Genomic DNA, 19,421 nt, shown 5'->3' with positions numbered 1-19,421 from the left:
CGACTCACCGCGGTTCACGTCCCTGCTCACGAATCCCGACTCCCGGCCCTGATGGACACCGCCCTCGCGCTCACCACCGACATGAAGCTCGTCCTCGGGCTGGTGGTCTTCACGATGGCGATGTTCCTGTTCGAGCGCATCCGCGCCGACGTCGTCGCCCTGGTCGTGCTGGTGCTGCTGGGCCTGTCGGGCCTGGTCGAACCCGACGAACTGTTCAACGGTTTCTCGGGCAACGCGGTCATCAGCATCATCGCCACGATGATCCTCGGCGCCGGACTCGACCGCACCGGCGCGCTCAACCGCCTCGCCGCCTGGCTGCTGCGGCGCGCGCACGGCGTCGAGCAACGGTTGCTGTTGCTGACCACCGCGGTGGCCGGGCTCAACTCCTCCTTCATGCAGAACCCGTCGGTGATGGCGCTGTACATGCCGGTCGCCTCGCGTCTGTCCTCGCGCACCGGCCTGTCGCTGCCGCGCCTGCTGCTGCCGATCGCCGCGGCCATCGTCATGGGCGGCGCCCTGACCATGGTCGGCAACTCGCCGCTGATCCTGCTCAACGATTTGCTGCTCAACGCCAACAGCAACCTGCCCTCGGGCGCGGCGACCATCGAGCCGTTGAAGATGTTCGCGCCGCTGCCGATCGGCATCGCCCTGCTGGTCGCCTCGCTGGCGTATTTCCACTTCTTCGGCGACAAACTGCTGCGCGACGACAGCGACAAGGGCGCCACGCCGGCGCGCACCCAGAGCTATTTCGCCAAGGCCTACGGCATCGAGGGCGACGTCTACGAAATGACCGTCACCGCCGACAGTCCGCTGGTCGGCATGTCGCTCGGCGAGGCCGAGGCCCTGCGCGGCGCGCCCCTGCTGCTCGCACTCAAGAGCGACGGCGAAGCGCGCCTGGCGCCGCCGGCCGACACCCGCATCTGGGTCGGCAGCGTGCTCGGCGCGATGGGGCCGAAGCAGCAGGTCGCCGATTTCGCCCAGAACCAATTCCTGCGGTTGTCTTCGCGCCTGCGCAACTTCGCCGACCTGTTCAACCCGAGCCGCGCCGGCATTTCCGAAGCGGTGGTACCGGCGACGTCCGGCTATATCGGCAAGACCGCCGGCGATCTGCACCTGCGCAAGCAATCCGGCCTGAGCCTGCTGGCGATCAACCGCGACAAGAGCGTGTTGCGCGACAACGTGCGCACCGTGCCGATGCGCGCCGGCGACATGTTGGTGTTCCACAGCATCTGGACCGACCTGGCGACCGCCGCGGCGAGCAAGGACCTGGTCGTGGTCACCGACTACCCGAAGGGCGAGCAGCGCCCGCACAAGCTCAAGCTCGCGCTGACCATCTTCGCCGTGGCGATGCTGCTGGCGCTGTCCTCGCGCCTGCCGGTGTCGATCGCGCTGATGACCGGCGTGGCCGGCATGCTGATCGCCGGCGTGATCAACATCGACGAAGCCTACGCAGCGATCAACTGGAAGACCGTATTCCTGATGGCCTGCCTGATTCCATTGGGCTGGGCGATGGATTCCAGCGGCGCGGCGGCGTGGATCGCCGGCCACACCATCGAGCGCCTGCCGGCGGGCACGCCGGTGTGGTTGCTGGAGATCTTCATCGGCTTGCTGACGACGATGTTCTCGTTGGTCATCAGCCATGTCGGCGCGACCATCGTGGTGGTGCCGCTCGCGGTCAACCTCGCCCTCGCCGCCGGCGGCAACCCGACCGCCTTCGCCCTGATCGTGGCGTTGTCGGCATCGAACAATTTCATGACCGCCTCGAACCCGGTGATTTCGATGATCACCGGCCCGGCCGGTTACACCGGCAAAGAGCTGTGGCGCATCGGCGGCCCGCTGTCGCTGATCTACACCGTGGTGACGGTGTTGATGGTGAATTTGTTGTTTTGGGGAAAGTGACCTCGCAGACGCCGCAGCTCCGGTGCGGTGGCCGAAGAAGCAAATCCCCCCTGCCCCCCTCAACAAAGGGGGGAATGCACCCGGTTGGATCGCATGAGCTCGGCAGCTCGCCCAAGGTCGCTCACTCGCCTTAAGCATGAGCAGACCGCCAGCGGTCCGACCAGAGCCCGCAACTGCCTGCCCCTTCGAACCTGCTTGGCCCCCCCTTTGTTGAGGGAGGTAGGGGGATTTGCTGTTAGCTATTAGCCACCGACCACCAACCCAGCCTCAGCCCAACCACACCGCTCCGTCGCGCACCGTCACCGCGACCGCGCGCAGCGCTTCGCCGCGGCAGGGGCCGGCGACGCACTGGCCGCCTTGCAATTCGAAACTCGCGCCATGCGCGGCGCAGACCAGCAGGCCGTCCTTGCTCTTGAGGAACTGGCCCGGCGCCCAGTCGAGACGGCGGCCGGCATGCGGGCAAATATTCAACCAGGCGCGTACGGCCTCGCCGTCGCGGTACAGCAGCAACGACTCGGCGTCGCCGTCCAGGGTCGCTTCGACCTCGGCGAACGCGCCGTCGGCCAGGCGCTCCAGCGCGATCAGGGGCAACGCTGCGTTGCCGCCTGCGCCGGGATGATTTAACGAACTTCTCACACCCTCGTCCATGCCTGGAACGATACTCCTGTGTCCGGCGTTTGCCGCATTGTCTCACGACACCCTAAATGTTTGCCCAGACCTTCCGATTCTCCGATCACCGACCGCAATGGAATGCGTTCCAGTCGCGCGTGCGCACCGCTTTCGAGCCGCGCAAACCGCGTCACCGCATCCTGCGTTTCGTGCTCGGCGTGATCGGGCTCGGGCTGTTGGCGCTGCTGGTGATGTTCAGTGTGGTGGTCGGCGCGGCGATGATCGCCGTCGGCCTCGCCTACAAATTCTGGAAGCGCCGCGGCAAGCCGATGGCGCATCGCGACACGCACGGCCACGACATCGTCGAAGGCGAGTTCCGCGTCGTCGACGCGGCCCGGCTCGACCATCGCCCCCCTACTTCTTCCACCCACTGAACGCATGAGCGACGCGATCGCGGCACCGCCGCACACCCGCATTCCGGTCCGCGGCGCCGATATCGCCGACGGCACCACGTTCCCGGTCCGCCGCGTCTACTGCGTCGGGCGCAACTTCGCCGAACACGCACGCGAAATGGGCGCGGCCGTACCGACCTCGGCCGCCGATCGCGGCCGGCCGGTGTTCTTCCTCAAGCCGCACGACGCGATCGAACTCGGCGAAGCCGTGCCCTACCCGCCCGGCACCGACGACCTGCACCATGAGGTCGAGCTGGTGGTCGCGATCGGTCGCGATGCGCCGGCCGGCGAACTCGCCGTCGCCGACGCCCAGGCGCTGATCTACGGCTATGCGGTCGGCCTGGACCTGACCCGCCGCGACCTGCAATCGCAGGCCAAGGCCAAGGGGTTGCCCTGGGACACCGGCAAGTCCTTCGATCATGCCGCACCGATCAGCGCGATCGTGCCGGTCGCCGACGTCGGCGAACTCGGCGCACGCGCCCTGAGCCTGGCCGTGAACGGCGAAGTCCGCCAGCGCGGCACGCTCGCCGACCTGGTCTGGGACGTGCCCGAGATCCTGCACGAGCTGTCGCGGCTGTACGCGCTGCGCGCCGGCGACCTGATCTACATGGGCACGCCCTCCGGCGTCGGCCCCTTGCTGCCCGGCGACCGTTATCACGCCGTGCTCGAAGGCGTGGCCGAACTGCACGGACACATCATCCCGGCACCGCTATAGTCGCCTCGGCGCTGCGGCGCCGCATTCATGTCGTCAACCAGGGAGAACATGCGGATGGGCATGATCAGCGAGTTCAAAGAGTTCATAGCGCGCGGCAACGTGGTCGATCTGGCCGTCGGTGTGGTGATCGGCGCGGCCTTCGGCAAGATCGTCACCGCCTTGGTCGACGGCATCGTCATGCCGGTCATCGGTTACCTGAGCGGCGGGGTCAACCTCGGCGACGCCAAGTACGTACTGACCGCGGCGCAGTTGGATGCCGCCGGCAAGGAAGTCGCGGCCGAAGTCGCGATCAAGTACGGCGCGTTCCTGCAGACCGCGATCGACTTCGTCCTGATCGCGTTCGTGATCTTCCTGTTCCTCAAGGCCTACAACAAGGTCCGCAAGCCCGCCGACGCGGCGCCGGCGGCGACGCCCGAGGACATCGTGCTGCTGCGCGAGATCCGCGATTCGCTGAAGAAGTGAGAACGCTTCGCCCGTTGCGGCAAAGTGCCTCAAACGTGGCGATAGGCAACGACAAAAAACCCTCAAGTCCAACGTGACTTGCGACAGATAGAGACGAAGCCGCGGGTTGCTAAGCTCGCGGCTTCGTCTTTTCCGGCCGCCTGGTTCCAGGCGGCCTCCGTTACTTTCCAGATCAGGGAGTTGGGGATGCGCGCACCGTTGTGGGCAGCGATCGCTGCTGTGTTGTTCGTCGGCTCCGCCGTGGCCGCCCCGCGCGAAACGCGCATCCCCGAGGCCGCCGTCGCCGCGGCCGGCGAATTGCGCGAAAGCGCGCTGGCCAGCGACCTGGGCTATCGCATCACCGAGTCGCTGACCACCGAGGTCGGCCCCCGCCTGGCCGGCAGCGAAGCCGATGCGCGCGCGGTGAAGTGGGCCGAAGCCAAGTTCCGCGAACTCGGCTTCGACAAGGTCTGGCTGGAGCCGGTGACGTTTCCGAAGTGGGAACGCCGCAGCGAGCAGGCCGAAGTGCTCGGCGAGCACCGCCAGCCGCTGAACCTGACCGCGCTGGGCGGCAGCCCCGCCGGCAAGGTCGAAGGCGAGATCGTGCGTTTCGCCGACCTCGCCGCGCTGGAAGCCGCGCCGGCCGGTTCGCTCAAGGGCAAGATCGCCTTCATCGATTACCGCATGGAGCGCGCGAAAGACGGCGCCGGCTACGGCCCGGGCGGACGCGTGCGCAGCCGCGGCCCGTCGGCGGCGATCCGCGCGGGCGCCAGCGCCTATCTGATGCGTTCGGCCGGCACCGACTCGCACCGCAACCCGCACACCGGCATCACCCGCTTCGACGACGGCCTGACCCCGATTCCGTCGGCCGCGCTGGCCGCGCCCGACGCCGACCAACTGGCCCGCCTGAGCGCGCTCGGCCCGGTGCGGGTGCGCGTCGCCCTGGATTGCGGCTGGGACGGCGAAGCGACCTCGCACAACGTCATCGGCGAGATCCGCGGCAAGAGCAAGCCCGAGGAAGTCGTGGTGATCGGCGGTCATCTGGACTCGTGGGACCTCGGCACCGGCGCGATCGACGACGGCGCCGGCGTCGGCCTGACCATGGCCGCGGGCAAGCTGATCGGCCAGAGCAAGCTGCGCCCGGCGCGCAGCATCCGGGTGATCGCCTTCGCCAACGAAGAGCAGGGTCTGTACGGCGGCAAGGCCTACGCGCTCAAGCACGCCGCGCAGGTCAAGCAGCACCAGATCGGCGCCGAGAGCGATTTCGGCGCGGGACGCATCTACGCGTATTCGAGTTCGGCGCCGGCGCACGCGCAGGTCGCCGACAAGCAGATCGCCGAAGCCCTGGCACCGCTCGGCATCGAACACACGCCGGGCAAGGGCGGTCCGGGCCCGGACATCTCGCCGTTCGCCGCGCAAGGCCTGGCCTGGGCGCGCCTGGCCCAGGACGGCAGCGACTACTTCGACTACCACCACACCCCCGACGACACCCTCGACAAGATCGACCCGAAGGCGCTGGCGCAGAACGTCGCGGCGTATGCGGTGTTCGCCTACCTGGCCGCCTCGGCCGACGGCGATTTCGGCAGCGAAGCCAAGCCGGTCACGCCGCCGGAGGAGTGAGGGCGGCACCGCTTCTGCTGTTTGCGACTCAATCTGGCGCCCTCGCCCGAACCCCTCTCCCGCACGCGGGAGAGGGGCTTTGAATCGCGCGGGATCGGCGGTGTCGTTGGCTTGATCCAGATGCCAGGCTCAGGGCTTGGTCTCGCGTGCGGCCGCGGTGTCGCTAGCCCGGCAACGATGCGGGCTCAGTCCCCTCTCCCTCTTGCAAGAGAGGGTTAGGGTGAGGGGCTTCTGCCCCTGCTTGAAAGTAAGGGATAAGAGCGCTCGCCCCCTACGGGCTATGCGCTACGCGCAGTCCAGGCCGCCAGCAGCACCGCGGTCGCCGCGGCGACGTTGAGACTTTCGACCTTGCCGCTGCCGGGAATCGACAAACGCAGATCGCAGGCGGCGACGAGGTCGCGGTCCATGCCTTCGCTTTCCGCGCCCAACACGTAGACCAAACGCTGCGGCAACTGGGTCGCGAAAGCGTTGTCGCCACCGGACACCACCGTCGCCGCCAAGGCGAAACCGGCGCCGCGCAGCTGCGTCAATGCGTTGTCGCTGCGGCCCATGCGCACCATCGGCACCGCTTCCGCGCCGCCTTCGGCGACGCGCGCGGCGGCGCCCGACAGAGCGAGGGTGGAATCCTTCGGCATCAGCACCGCGGCGACGCCGAAGTGCGCGGCCGAACGCAGGATCGCGCCGAGGTTGTGCGGGTTGCCGACGCCGTCGAGCCAGATCGCCAGCTGCGGGCCTTCCGGCAATTCGCGCAGCCATTCCGACAACGAAGCCGGCTCCTCGCGCAACACGTCGGCGACCACGCCTTCGTGGTGGCCGCTTGCCGCGAGCTTGTCGAGGTCGGTTTCCTCGACCACGCGATAGCCGACGCGATTGGCCACGCACCACGCCAGCAGAGGCTGCAGGGCGGGAATGCGGTTGCCGCTCAGATACAGTTTGCGGATCGCCTGCGGCCGGCGCGCGAACACCGCGCGGATCGCATTGAGGCCGTACAGGCGCAGCTCGACGTCGCGGCGCGCGCGTTGCGGATGCGGCGCCTCGAACATCTCGTCGCCGAGCGGCTGACGCAGGTCGGCCTCGTCGCGCTGGCGATAGACCCGCTCGTCGCGCTCGTGGCGTTCCGGCCGTGCCCGCTCGCGCGGCGGGCGCGTCTCGCCGGCATGTTGGGTGCGTTGCTCGCGCCGTTCCGAACGCGAATGCGGATGCGCGTGCGCATGTCCGCCGCGATAAGGCGACGGCGGCGATTCGACCGGGCCCGTGCCGCTGTGCGCATTGGGCTCGCGCCGCGGGCGCGGTTCGTCGTCGCGACGCGGACCGGTGCGCCAGGGGCTCTGTCCCGGAGCGATGGGGGGGCGCGGACCGCGCGGGGGATCACGTCGCATCGTCGAGACTCCTTCTTGCCTTGGCGAACACCCGCAGGTCGTGCAGTTGCCCGCGCTTGAACACGGCGCAGCGTTGCGCGCCTTCTTCTTCGAAACCGTTCTTCAGCAACACCCGCGCCGAGGCCGGGTTGTGGTCAAGCACCGTCGCGCACAAGCGGTACAGGGACAGCTCGCGCATGACCCAGGGCGCGAATACGCCGACCGCGCGCGTCATCAGGCCGGTGTTCCACAGCGCGCGCCCGAGCCAGTAGCCGAGCTCGGCGCTGTGGCCGCGCTCGCCCTGGCCGGCACGCACGCCGATGCCGCCGCAGGCGCGGCCGTCGACTTCGATCGCGAACACCGGGGCGGTGAGGTCGACCACCTTGCCGGACAGGAAGCGTTCGCCGTCTTCACGGGTATAGGGATAGGGAAAACGATCGCTGGTGGAACGCGAGACGTGTTCGTCGTTGGCGTGTTCGACCAGGCTGTCGAGGTCGTCGGGCCGCCAGTGGCGCAGGACGAAGCCTTCGCCAAGCAGGCGGATATCGCCCGGGTCGGATAAGGGAGCGGCGTTCATGGCGATAGCGTACTGCATCACCCTTGGCGGGCGGAAACCGGGGTGCTGGGGGAGCCGCTCTCAGGGTAGGAGCGGCGCGAGCCGCGACCTGCGTCGTAGCCGAAGCCCCGCGGTCGCGGCTCGCGCCGCTCCTACCCTGAAGCGGTGCGTCCAACCCGGAGGCGGACGGGCTCACCCGATCAAGCGTGACCGCCGGCCTGCGGGGTTTCCTTTTCCAGCTTCTCCAGCTCGTGCGCGACCGCTTCGGGCGACTTGGTGTAGCGCGCGAGCAGGACGTAGAACGCCGGCACGATGAACAGCGACAACAGAGTCGAGAACGACACGCCGAAGATCACCACGATGCCGATCGTCGCCCGGCTCGCCGAGCCCGGGCCGCCGGCCAGGACCAGGGGCACTGCACCGACTACGGTCGCGATCGAGGTCATCAGGATCGGACGCAGGCGCACCGCCGAGGACTCGACGATGGCGGCGTGGATGCTGCGGCCCTCGTCGCGCAACTGGTTGGCGAACTCGACGATCAGGATGCCGTTCTTCGCCGCCAGGCCGACCAGCATGACGATGCCGATCTGACTGAACAGATTCAGCGTGCCGCCGGTCATCCACAGGCCGAGCAAGGCGCCGAGCACGCCCAGCGGCACGGTCAGCATGATCACGAACGGATGGATGAAGCTCTCGAACTGCGCCGCCAGCACCAGGTACACGACCAGCAGCGCCAGGGTGAAGGTCATCAGCACCGCGCCGCCGGCCTTCTGGTATTCGCGCGACTCGCCCTTCCAGTCGATCTGCGCCTGCTCCGGCAGTTCTTCCTCGACCACCTGGTTGAGCCAGGTGATCGCCTCGCCCATGGTGTAGCCCGGCGCGAGGCCCGCGCTGACAGTGATCGCACGCAGGCGGTTGAAGCGGTTGAGGCTGCCCGGCTCGGCCAGCTCTTTCAGCGTGACCAGGTTCGACAGCGGCACCAGGCCGCCGTCGCGGGCGCGCACCTGGATCGCGGCCAGGTCGGCCGGCGAGGCGCGCACTTCGCGTCCGGCCTGCACGATCACGTCGTATTCCTCGCCGTTCTGCACGAAGGTGGTGGCGCGCCGCGAACCCATCATGGTTTCCAGCGAATGGCCGATGTCGGTGACGCTGACGCCGAGGTCGGCGGCGCGCTGGCGGTCGATCTCCACGCGCATCTGCGGTCGGGTTTCCTTGTAGTCCGAATCGACCGAGAACAAGCCCTTGTTCTGCTCGATGCGCGCCAGCAGGCGGTCGCGCCACTTCGCCAGTTCGACGTATTCGGGGCCGCCGAGCACGATCTGGATCGGCTGCCCGCGCGTGCGCACCAGGCCGCCGCCGACCTGCGGCAGCGCACGCACGCCGGTCAGTTGACCGAGTTCGCTGCGCAGGCCGTCGGCCACGTCGGAGGTGCTGACGTCGCGCTTGTCCCAGTCCTGCAGGAACACCGCGATGCGGCCGGTGTGCATTTCCTCGCTGGCGCCGAAACCGCCGGGCACGCGCGGGTTGTAGCGCTGGATGGTCTGGTCCGGCCCGGTGTGCGAGGCGATGATCTTCTCGACCTGCTGCACCTGCTTGACCGTGTAGTCGTAGCCGGCGCCTTCCGGGCCGATGATCGACACCTGGAACGAGCCGCGGTCTTCCTGCGGCGCCAGTTCCGACGGCACCAGCTTGAACAGACCGAAGCTCAGCGCCAGCGCGATCAGCATCAGCACGCCGAACAACCATGGCCGCTCGACGGTGTGATCGAGCAGGCCCTTGTAGCGCCGGCTCACGCCGTCCAGGCGCGCATTGACCCAGCGGTTGACCGGGTTGGATTTCTCTTCGCTGTGCGGCCGCACGAATTTCGACGACATCATCGGCGTCAGGGTCAGCGCGACGAAGGCCGACAAGGCCACCGCGCCAGCCAATGCCACCGACAATTCGCGGAACAAGCGCCCGGTGTTGCCTTCCATGAAGCCGATCGGCAGGAACACCGCGACCAGCACCGCAGTGGTCGCGATCACCGCGAACGCGACCTGCTTGGTGCCGCGCGCGGCGGCGACCAGCTTAGGTTCGCCGAGGTCGGCGCGGCGCTGGATGTTCTCCAGCACCACGATCGCATCGTCGACCACCAGGCCGATGCACAACACCAGCGCCAGCAAGGTCAGCAGGTTGATCGAGAAGTCGAAGGCGTACAGCGGGATGAAGGCGGCGATCAGGCACACCGGCACGGTCACCGCCGGGATCAGCGCGGCGCGGAAACTGCCGAGGAACAGCCAGATCACGATCAATACCAGGATCACCGCTTCGGCCAGCGTGTGGTACACGCGCTCGACCGCCGACTCGATGAAGATGGTGGTGTCGAAGGCGACGAAGATATTGGTGCCGTCCGGCAGGCCGGGGCGGATCTTGTCGGCCTCGGCGCGGATCGCGCGGGCCACGTCGAGGCTGTTCGCGGTCGAGGTCTTGACGATGCCCAGGCCGATGTTCGGCTCGCCGTTGCTGCGGTAGTAGGCGCGGCGTTCGGCCGAATCGAGCTGGATCTTGGCGACGTCGCCGAGCCGCACGACATAGCCGTCGGCGCCCTTCTTCAGCGGAATCTGGGCGAAGTCCTCGGGCTTTTGATAGCTGCGCGCGACCCGCAGGGTGAAGTCGCGCGTCTGCGATTCGATGCGCCCGGCCGGCAGTTCGACGTTCTCGGCACCGAGCGCGGCTTCGACTTCGTTGACGGTGATGTCGCGCGCCGCCAGCGCGTCCTGGTCGAGCCAGATGCGCATCGCATAGCGCTGCTGGCCGCCGATGCGGACCTGGGCCACGCCGTCGACCGAGGACAGGCGGTCGACCACGTAACGCTCCGCGTAGTCGGACAGCTGCAGCGTGTCCATCTGCTTGGAGCTCATGTTGAGCCACATGATCGGGTCGGCGTCGCTCTCGACCTTTTCGATCTGCGGCGGGTCGGCCTCTTCCGGCATGCGGTTGGACACGCGGCTGACCGCATCGCGCACGTCGTTGGCCGCGGCCTCGATCTCGCGCTGCAGGGTGAACTCGATGCTGATCGAGGCGCGTCCGTTGACGCTGCGCGATTCGATGCTCTCGATACCCTCGATGCCGGCCAGCGCGTCTTCCAGCACCTGGGTGATGCGGGTCTCGACCACCGCCGCCGAGGCGCCGGGATAGGTCACGTCGACCGAGACCACCGGCGGGTCGATCGCCGGCAATTCGCGCAAGGTCAGGCGCGAGAACGCCATCACGCCCAGGGTGATCAGCAGCAGGCTCATCACGGTGGCGAACACCGGACGGCGGATCGACAGATCGGAAATATTCATCGCGGCTCGCCGCCGTCGCGGCGTTTGGGCGCACTGCGCTTCGGCGCTATGTAGATCGGCACGACCTTGGGCCGTCCGCCCGGAGCCTGCTCGGGGTCGTAGGCGAGGTCTTCAGGCGGAGCCACCGGCTCGCTGCGCAGGCGGAAGTCCAGGGCGCGCTTGACCGCGGCGCGCAGGTCGCCGGCATCGGGCTTGCGCGGAAACGAAGACAGCAAGGACCGCATCCAGTCAGCCATTCGCGCCGCCCTTCGCCGCGGCCGGCTCGCCCTGGCGCTTCGCGGGCGCGTTCGCATCGGCGGCCTGGATCTTGCTGCCGACGCGCAGCTTGCCGGTGCCGTCGATCACGATGCGGTCGCCGACTTGCAGGCCCTTGACGATCTCGGCCAAGCCGTCGCGGCGTGTGCCGACTTCGATGTCGGCACGCTCGACCGTGCTGTCGGGCTTGACCCGGAACACGTAGGAGTCGGTGCCGACCTGCACCACCGCGATCTCCGGCACCAACAAAGCCTGGCGTTCGGGCTGCAACAAGGTCACCTGCATCAGCATGCCCGGACGCAGGCGATGCTCGGGATTGGGGAAATCGGCGCGCACGGTGATTGCGCGCGTGGCCGGGTCGACGCGCGCGTCGATGGTGCTGACCTCGCCCTCGAACGGCTGGGCCGGATAGGCGGCGCTGCTGCCTTCGACGGTCTGGCCCTTGGCCACGCGCGCCAGCTGGGTTTCCGGCACCGGGAAATCGACATAAACCCGGCCGGTGTCGTCGAGGGTCGCGATCGGCGTGCCCGGGGTGACCAGCGAGCCGGGGCTGACCTGGCGGATGCCCAGCACGCCCGAGAACGGCGCACGGATCACCCGGTCGCCGATGTCGGCCTTCATCTGCTCGACCCGGGCGCGGGTGGCGTCGCGGGTCGCGCGCTGGGTGTCGAGCGCGGAACGCGCGATCAACTGCTGCGCCGCCAGCTCGCTCTGGCGCTGGTACAAGGCAGCGGCTTCCTTGGCGGTGGCCTCGGCCTGGGCCAGGGCCGCCTGCTGGGCCTTGCCGCTGAGGGTGACCAGGGACTCGCCGGCGGCGACCTGATCGCCACTGTCGAAATGTACGCCCTGGACGATCTCGCTGACCTTGGCGGTGACCGTGATCGACTCGCGCGCCTTGACGTTGCCGAGTGCCTGCACGGTGTCGTTCCACGGCCGCAGCCGCACCGGCTCGGTCGTGACCGGAATCGGACGGTCGCCGCCCTGGCCTGCCTGGGGCGCCCCGCCCTTGCTGCCGCAGGCGGTCAGGACGAGGACGAAGGCAAGGGTGCAGCAGGTGCGAAGGCCGGAAACTGGTCGCATGCGGTTCTCTGAACGGTTACCCGTGAGGGCGGCGGCGCGGGTCTGGCGGGCGCTGGTGCGGCCCGCGCAGGCGATCCGCGCGGTAGCAAGAACCGGCGCGGCAATGAAGCCGCGCGATTCTAGCGGTGCAGCATTAACGCTCGCGTGGGCCATTGGTTGACCACCGTATAGGCAAAGTCGTCCCGACGACGTGTTCGGGCCGAGCGCCGTCGTCCCCGGCCTGGGCCGCGGCCATTGCCGCGCCGATGTTGCATCGCCGTAATCAACGCGGTGGCGCGGGCGGCACGGACGGAGTTCATACTCCGCGGGTCCCCCCGTTGGAGCCTGGTCATGATCCACGACAGCATTCTCGACACCATCGGCCGCACCCCGGTGATCCGCCTGCACCGCGTCGCCCCGGCCCACGTCAGCCTGTACGCCAAGGTCGAAGCCTTCAACCCGGGCGGCTCGGTCAAGGACCGCCTGGCCCTGGCGATCATCCTCGACGCCGAAGCCAAGGGGCTGATCAAGCCCGGCGACACCGTGGTCGAGGCGACCTCGGGCAACACCGGCGTGGCCCTGGCGATGGTCTGCGCCGCGCTCGGCTACAAGTTCGTCGCCACCATGAGCGAAACCTTCTCGATGGAGCGCCGCAAGCTCATGCGCGCCTACGGCGCCAAGGTCATCCTGACCCCGGCCGCCGAACGCGGCAGCGGCATGGTCCGGCGCGCCGAGGAGCTGGCGAAGAAACACGGCTGGTTCCTCGCCCGCCAGTTCGAAAACCCGGCCAACCCGGCCTATCACCGCAACACCACCGCGGCCGAGATCCTGCAGGACTTCGCCGGCCGCCGGCTCGATCATTTCGTCACCGGCTGGGGCACCGGCGGCACCCTCACCGGTGTCGGCGAGGTGCTGCGGGTGGCGCGCCCGGAAGTGCGCATCACCGCCTGCGAGCCGGCCGGCGCGGCCCTGCTCAGCGGCAACGCCTGGCAGCCGCACAAGATCCAGGGCTGGACCCCGGACTTCGTGCCGGCCGTGCTTAATCGCGACGCCGCCCACGACGTGCTGACCGTCGACGAGGTGCTCGCGCGCGATACCGCGCGCCGCCTGGCGCTGGAGGAAGGCATCTTCGTCGGCATCTCGGCCGGCGCCACCGCGGCTGCGGCGCTCGAAGTCGCACGCACCGCCGAGCACGGCGCGGTGATCCTGGCGATGCTGCCCGACACCGGCGAGCGTTATCTGAGCACCTTCCTGTTCGAAGGCATCAACGAAGGCAGCGACGACGACTGGTTGGCCTCGCTGGGCTGACGGTCACGCGGGTCGCGGGCGCTCGCGCGCTCAGTGGCGGAACACGAGATACCAAAGCGTCACCACCGCCACGGCGATCAGCAACGCCCACCACAGCATCCCGGCGTTGCTTTCGTCGCGCCGGACCGTGCCGTCGGCACGGCCGGCCAGGCCGCGCTTGCTGCGCTGGCGTTCGTGCTCGATCACGCGTTTCATCGCCTCCGCGTTGGCGAGCCCGTGGGTCTTTTCCAGCAGTACGAGCGCGCCGGCACGGTCGCCGCGCAGCAGCGCCATCGTCACGTCGGCGGGGAGGTCGCTGCGGCCGGCGCCCGCGCCGGTAATGGAGGCGTCCGCGTGTTGACCGAGCAAATGCGCATCGACGCGCGCGAGCGCTTCGCGCAGACCGAGCCGGTAGACCGCACGCACGATCTTGACCGCCTCGATCTTGTTGCCGCTGCGCAGGGCAAGTTCGGCTTGCGCTGGAAATCCACCGGGCGGAGCCGCTGGCGCGGCCTCGGCCATCTGTGCGCCCGCCCCCCTGGGGTGCTGTCGCTCGTAACGCTCGACCGCATCCTTGGCCTCGCGCAGACGCAGCCCAGGATTCGCATCGAGCACGAGCTTGATCGCCTCGATCTTGCGATTGGCGCGCAACAGACTGCTCACCTGCGCCGGCATGATCGGCGCCTTGGCATCGGACATGGTTCGGCCTCCTTGCGAGAACGGTCGATGGTGCCGCCACGCGACGGCATGACCGAGCCTACAAGAAACCCCAAGACCGCGCCGGCCCTCGCGTCCCTACATGCCCTCTCGAATCCAAGGGTAGAAACGGCGCAAGCCGCGATAAACCGAATCGTTGTACGCCAGCACCGTACCCGAAGCCGAGACGGACAGCGCAAACCTCGCAAAGCCGGGCCGGATGCCCGGGCCTCGGTGGATGCGCTTTCGATCATATCTTCGGTTGGTCGCGGCTCGCGCCGCTCCTACCCCTGTCCCATCGGCCCTCGCGTCGCTGCATGCCCTGGCGAATTCAAGAGTAGGAGCGGCGCGAGCCGCGACCGCGACACCGCGCCTACGACGCACGGATCCAAGCCCACGCCACACCGGCCGACAACGGCCAAAAAGAAAACGCCGGCACAAGGCCGGCGTTCTCGGGTGACGCGGTACTGCGAAGAACGACGCTTACGCGGCGGCCTTCCACTGACCCAGCGCCGCCAGGCCGTTGGCCTTGGCGCGCTCGTACACGGTCTGCTGGGCCTTGGCGATGTTGCCGACCAAGTCCTGCGACCACAGCTTCAGCGCCGCCGACTGCATGGCGCGGCCGTAGGAGAACGACAGCGGCCACGGGTTCGGGCCCATCTGGTTCATGGCGTTGAGGTGCGCGGTGGCGTCCTCGTCCGACTGGCCGCCCGACAGGAACACGATGCCCGGCAGAGTCGCCGGCACGGTCGACTTCAGGCACTGCAGGGTGGCCGCGGCGACGTCGTCGACGCTGGCGCGGTCGCTGGCCAGGGTGCCCGGCAGAACCATCGAGGCCTTCAGGATGGTGCCTTCGAGCAGCACGCTCTGCTCATACAGCGCGCCGAACAGCGAACGCAGGGTCACTTCGGTGACTTCGAAGCAGGTGTCGATGTCGTGGCTGCCGTCCATGATGACTTCAGGCTCGACCATCGGCACCAGGCCCTGCTCCTGGCACAGCGCGGCGTAGCGCGCCAGCGCGTGGCTGTTGGCCTCGATGCAGGTACCCGACGGGATGTCGTCGCCGATGTTGATGACCGCGCGCCACTTGGCGAAGCGGGCGCCGAGCTTGTAGTACTCCTCCAGGCGCGCGCGCAGGCCGTCGAGGCCTTCGGTCACGACTTCGCCGGGGAAGCCGGCCAGCGCCTGCGGGCCCTTGTCGACCTTGATGCCCGGGATCACGCCGTTGTCCATCATGACCTTGGTGAACGGCACGCCGGCCTTGGTCGACTGACGGATGGTTTCGTCGTACAGGATCGCGCCGGAGATGTAGTCGCCGATCTTCGGCGTGGTGAGCAGCAGCTCGCGGTAGGCGCGGCGATTTTCTTCGGTGTTGTCGATACCGACGCCGGCGAAACGCTTGGCGATGGTGGCGTTCGACTCGTCGATCGCGATGATGCCCTTGCCCGCGGCGACCATGGCCTGGGCGGTTTCGGCAAGCTGTTCGATGCTCATGGAGATCCTGCGGCAGCGGTGGGAAGCCCGCGATTATAGCCGCTGACGGTGAACCTTGCCCCCTCCTTGGGCCTGTCGAATCAGGCACTTGCGCTCAGTTTCGACGGAAACCGTTTTCAGCGAGCGGGCCGATATCGGTGTCAGCCGCCGCCGGAGGAATCCGGCGACGGCGTTTTGACCGGCCTCATACCCGCGGGCACGAGGCCGGTCTAAAGCCCTGTTTCATATCGCGCTGATGTCTTAATCAGAACGGGATCGCTTCGAGGGCATGGCACCCGGTGTACTGACAGAACAGGTCCGAAGACGGGGACGGCTGATTGTTGTCGCCCTTCAGAATGCCGTAATAGAACTCGGGGTTGGGCAGGCTGGGCGGGCTGGCCGCTGTGGACAGCGAACTGTGGACATCGCTCATCCGGAACCAGATCAGATACGTCAGCCAGGGCATGGCCGCAGGATCGGGAGACTGACTGAGCGACAAGGTGTGTTGCATCCAGTCGCGCAACTCGGTGGGCGAACGGTCCACGCATGAGCTGGCGTTACAGGAAATCGCCGAAGAGTTGCCTACCTCGGACAAGATCACCGGCACATTGCCGTCCCCATACTGTTCCAGCACATCGTGAATCGCATTGTTGCGGTCCACCCAAGTTTGCTGGTTCGCGTCCTGAAAGATATACGGGTGCCAGGAAACACCGTCGAAGTAATCGCGCGCATTGGTACTGGGGCGATTGCCGGCAGCGATATTCGCGTACAGCGATCCGATGAAATTGGCGATCGGTGCCAACGTCTTGTCTCCCATCGGCGAAGGCGGCGGCATGAACGTCGAAGCATCCGGATTGCCGGCCTTGATGCCGCGCCGAGCATGGAACATCAGGTCCATGGTGATGTCGACGCGGTCCTGGTCGGTAAACCTGAGCCGCCCGTTCTGACAGGCGCCGCGCTCCCCCTGCAACGGTGGCGCGAACACGTCGAAACCCTGTGCATCCTGCGCCTTACCGTTAGTCTCGTTTGCCACCTGCCACAGCTTGATTTGCGGATAGGTACTCGCGATCGTGGTCCAACTTTTCTCGTAGCGCGCGAGGAACTCGGCATAAGGCGTGTTCGCCGAACGCTGGTCCGGACACGGCAGGATCCAGGACTGCCCCGAGCGCTCCGGCACACCGGTCAACCAGGCCGGAAACGAATTGTCCATGCCGACCAGGGTGATGTTGGCGTCCGACAACGCCTGTACTGCACGTTGATGCAGAGCGGCATACGGGCCGAGCGTGTTTTCGTCGGTCAGGATATGCGTGTTGAGCATCCACATACGGAACACACGCGGGCGCAAGCCCTTTGCCAGCAACACTTCGCGGTCTACTTCGGCCTGCTGCTGCGCCGGATTGCCGGGGAAACGAGCCACCGCATTGGGCACGATCGGCTCGCCCAGTCCCAGGCTGCCCTTGCCCGCCGGCTGCAGGCCCGCGTTCCGCAGTTTCCCGCAGTAATAGAAGGTGTAGTCGACGCTCGGCGTACCGAACGCGGTGTACCGGCTGTAGCCGCCGGGGCAGGTATGGGCAACGCCGGTCGCAGGGTTGGGATAAGGCGTCGCGCCATCGCCGGTCATGCCGGCGAAGTCCATGCGCAAACCGCCTTCGGCATGCGGGCGGTAGCAGTAATAGAGGTTGTGATCGACGCTCGGCGTGCCCAGCACCTGCTGGCTTTGATAGCCGACCGGGCATTCGTCGGTATGCGTGAACGGGTTGACGAAATAGTAGTAACCCCGCCATGGCAAGGCGCCGTTGCCCGTGCCATTGGCCAAGCCGACCATGCCGCCGAAGTCGTACAACGGCGCGCGGCCGACGACATGCGGTCTCGTGCACAGGAACATCGACCAATCCACGTTGCCGGTGCCGAACACCTGCCTGGCGTCGTAACCCGTGGGACAGCTGGCCGCTCCCGTCGCGGGATTGTTGTAGTACTTGACCACCCCGCCCTCCGGGTACAGGCCGTACATGCCGCCGAAGTCGTAGGCGTCCTCGTCGGCCGCCCAGGCCGGCACCGAAGCCAGCATCGACGCCGCCAGCGCCGCCCGCCACATCCATTTGAATCGCTTGTTCATTCCAACCTCTGCCTTGATGATCCAGTCGCCACGGCCGCACTCGGCCGCACTCGGCCGCCGCGACCGCCGTTGTAACCCGAGTCCATCGCAACAAGCGAGATGTGCTATCCCTGGAAATCGCAGGCGGTCCGCATGGGGCTGTACACCGTCGCGACGGCCGGCCTAAGCTCTGCGCCAAATCCCAGCCGCACAAGGATCGCGCGCATGACCCGTAACCACCCGCCTCGCCCTTCGCTCTGGCCGCTCCAGGCCGCTTTCGCACTGGGCGCTCTTTCGGCCCTCCCCGCCCTCGCCCAATCCAACGACGCCGACCGCGATTACCGCGAAGCCGTCGCCCATTGCGAATCGCATCCGCAGCCATCGACCCGCTACGTCGTCGTCGATGCGGCGCGGATGCGTTCCGTGCCGCGCGCCGAGGGCGGCGCGGTGACCTCGGTGCCGATCGGCGCCGAGGTCAAGGTGCAGTGCGCGTTCGGCGAATGGGTGCGGGCGACTTCGGAACGCCCCAATCCATCGGTCGGCTGGATCCGCGCCGACCTGCTCGGCCCGCGCGCGCCGACCGCGGCCTCGCTGGAACAGGACTATCGCCGCGCCTCCGGCGCCGAGCGGCGCACCATCGCCGAACGCGCGATCGCCCTGCGCCCGTTCGCGCGCGAAAGCCATCAGTTGTTGATCGATGCCCTGCAAGCCGATGGCGACACGGCGGCCGTGCAAGCCGCGACCACCCGCCGCGAGCGCATGACCGCGCCCAAGGTCGAACGCCCGGCCGGTGAGCCGCGCCTGCTGTTCGGCGTCGATGGCGGCTACCTGACCGCGATCGCCCGCATCGACGGGCGCGGCCGCTACGCCGATGCCGCGGCCCCGGACAGCACCTTCGCGGTCTGGCGCGGCTTCAATCTGTACCGCAACGGCGTCGCCGACGGACTGATCCAGATCATCGACCGCGGCGAAAGCGCGGGCCTGGGCATGGAAGCGCACGTGCGCCGCCCGCCGGCGACCGAGCGCGACGAACGCCTGAGCGGCCTGGCCAGCAACGAAACGCTCGGTGCCGGCGCGGCGCGGATCGAGCCGAAAGTGTCCGCCGACGAACACCGCGCGGTCGAGCGCGAACTGCGCGCTGTCCTGACGCGGCAGCGCATGGACCGCGCCGCTATCGACAAGGCGCTGCGTCCTTACGATGAAAAGGAGCGCAACGGCCTGCGCGTCCACGCGATCGCATTGGCCGGCGAGCAACGGCTGCTGGTCGCCACCGCCGATGCCGCGGTGCGCCCGAAGCGCGCCGATCAGGCCGATACCAGCCTGGATGCGGTGCTGCTGCTGGAGGTCTCGGGCAAGCAATACCGCAACGTCGGCGAGATCGCACGCGAGACCGGCGGCGACGTGGTCGAAACGCATTCCTTCCACGATGCCCTGGACCTGGACGGCGACGGCCAGGCGGAACTGATCTTCCGTCTGCACCAGTACGAAGGCAGCGAGTACCAGATCTGGAGCCAGCAATCCGGTCAATGGAAGCCGGTGTATGCGGGCGGTTACGTCGGCGTCTGACGACTGCCGACGCC

16 protein-coding genes are annotated in these 19,421 nt (G+C 67.9%); 7 read left to right on the top strand and 9 right to left on the bottom strand.

The annotated features are described in order from the left end of the window. The first annotated feature begins 51 nt into the window (after positions 1–51). On the top strand, positions 52–1,899 hold the full coding sequence (locus ACTOWK_RS03885) for an SLC13 family permease (RefSeq protein WP_441328869.1): 1,848 nt from the start codon (positions 52–54) through the stop codon (positions 1,897–1,899). 267 nt (positions 1,900–2,166) lie between these two features. Here ACTOWK_RS03885 and ACTOWK_RS03880 read toward each other — a convergent pair whose 3' ends face one another. Then, positions 2,167–2,535: a Rieske (2Fe-2S) protein gene (locus ACTOWK_RS03880; RefSeq protein ID WP_441328868.1), complete on the bottom strand. Its 369-nt coding sequence runs from the start codon at positions 2,533–2,535 to the stop codon at positions 2,167–2,169. A 68-nt stretch (positions 2,536–2,603) separates the two neighbouring features. On the opposite strand from ACTOWK_RS03880, the gene ACTOWK_RS03875 reads away from it, so the two are divergent. From ACTOWK_RS03875 to ACTOWK_RS03860, 4 genes are all read left to right on the top strand, one after another. Next, complete coding sequence (locus ACTOWK_RS03875; protein WP_441328867.1) at positions 2,604–2,942, top strand: hypothetical protein; 339 nt, start codon at positions 2,604–2,606, stop codon at positions 2,940–2,942. Between the two features lie 4 nt (positions 2,943–2,946). Continuing rightward, complete coding sequence (locus ACTOWK_RS03870) at positions 2,947–3,675, top strand: fumarylacetoacetate hydrolase family protein (protein WP_441328866.1); 729 nt, start codon at positions 2,947–2,949, stop codon at positions 3,673–3,675. Between the two features lie 54 nt (positions 3,676–3,729). Next, a complete protein-coding gene (gene mscL, locus ACTOWK_RS03865) occupies positions 3,730–4,137 on the top strand; it encodes a large-conductance mechanosensitive channel protein MscL (RefSeq protein ID WP_441328926.1) in 408 nt (135 codons plus the stop codon). A 186-nt stretch (positions 4,138–4,323) separates the two neighbouring features. After that, on the top strand, positions 4,324–5,736 hold the full coding sequence (locus ACTOWK_RS03860) for a M28 family peptidase (protein WP_441328865.1): 1,413 nt from the start codon (positions 4,324–4,326) through the stop codon (positions 5,734–5,736). Between the two features lie 278 nt (positions 5,737–6,014). Here the strand turns inward: ACTOWK_RS03860 and ACTOWK_RS03855 are convergent, their stop codons facing one another. The 5 genes from ACTOWK_RS03855 to ACTOWK_RS03835 form a co-directional block, all read right to left on the bottom strand. Then, positions 6,015–6,803, bottom strand: coding sequence for a TrmH family RNA methyltransferase (locus tag ACTOWK_RS03855; RefSeq protein WP_441328925.1), 789 nt, complete (start codon positions 6,801–6,803; stop codon positions 6,015–6,017). 301 nt (positions 6,804–7,104) lie between these two features. Next, positions 7,105–7,671, bottom strand: a complete 567-nt coding sequence (locus tag ACTOWK_RS03850) for a GNAT family N-acetyltransferase (protein WP_441328864.1) — start codon at positions 7,669–7,671, stop codon at positions 7,105–7,107. 179 nt (positions 7,672–7,850) lie between these two features. Next, positions 7,851–10,976, bottom strand: coding sequence for an efflux RND transporter permease subunit (locus ACTOWK_RS03845; RefSeq protein WP_441328863.1), 3,126 nt, complete (start codon positions 10,974–10,976; stop codon positions 7,851–7,853). Continuing rightward, positions 10,973–11,212 (bottom strand): hypothetical protein, encoded by a 240-nt coding sequence (locus tag ACTOWK_RS03840; protein WP_441328862.1) that lies wholly within the window; start codon positions 11,210–11,212, stop codon positions 10,973–10,975. The genes ACTOWK_RS03845 and ACTOWK_RS03840 overlap by 4 nt, the downstream gene beginning before the upstream one ends. Next, positions 11,205–12,311 (bottom strand): efflux RND transporter periplasmic adaptor subunit, encoded by a 1,107-nt coding sequence (locus ACTOWK_RS03835; protein ID WP_441328861.1) that lies wholly within the window; start codon positions 12,309–12,311, stop codon positions 11,205–11,207. Before ACTOWK_RS03835 ends, ACTOWK_RS03840 begins: the two co-directional genes overlap by 8 nt. Before the next feature lie 330 nt (positions 12,312–12,641). Between ACTOWK_RS03835 and cysK the strand changes: the two genes are divergently transcribed. Beyond that, complete coding sequence (cysK, locus tag ACTOWK_RS03830) at positions 12,642–13,598, top strand: cysteine synthase A (protein WP_441328860.1); 957 nt, start codon at positions 12,642–12,644, stop codon at positions 13,596–13,598. Positions 13,599–13,628: 30 nt separating this feature from the next. Here cysK and ACTOWK_RS03825 read toward each other — a convergent pair whose 3' ends face one another. The 3 genes from ACTOWK_RS03825 to ACTOWK_RS03815 all read right to left on the bottom strand — a co-directional run bounded on the left by ACTOWK_RS03825 (position 13,629) and on the right by ACTOWK_RS03815 (position 17,862). Then, positions 13,629–14,276, bottom strand: a complete 648-nt coding sequence (locus ACTOWK_RS03825) for a hypothetical protein (RefSeq protein ID WP_441328859.1) — start codon at positions 14,274–14,276, stop codon at positions 13,629–13,631. A gap of 480 nt (positions 14,277–14,756) precedes the next feature. Further along, on the bottom strand, positions 14,757–15,767 hold the full coding sequence (locus ACTOWK_RS03820; RefSeq protein WP_441328858.1) for a class I fructose-bisphosphate aldolase: 1,011 nt from the start codon (positions 15,765–15,767) through the stop codon (positions 14,757–14,759). A gap of 244 nt (positions 15,768–16,011) precedes the next feature. Beyond that, complete coding sequence (locus tag ACTOWK_RS03815; protein ID WP_441328857.1) at positions 16,012–17,862, bottom strand: hypothetical protein; 1,851 nt, start codon at positions 17,860–17,862, stop codon at positions 16,012–16,014. Positions 17,863–18,066: 204 nt separating this feature from the next. Between ACTOWK_RS03815 and ACTOWK_RS03810 the strand changes: the two genes are divergently transcribed. Continuing rightward, positions 18,067–19,407 (top strand): hypothetical protein, encoded by a 1,341-nt coding sequence (locus ACTOWK_RS03810; RefSeq protein WP_441328856.1) that lies wholly within the window; start codon positions 18,067–18,069, stop codon positions 19,405–19,407. Positions 19,408–19,421 lie beyond the last annotated feature (14 nt).

Source organism: Lysobacter sp. CA196 (genome assembly GCF_052078695.1).
Taxonomy (GTDB): domain Bacteria; phylum Pseudomonadota; class Gammaproteobacteria; order Xanthomonadales; family Xanthomonadaceae; genus Lysobacter.
This window is presented reverse-complemented; position numbering and strand designations above follow the sequence as displayed.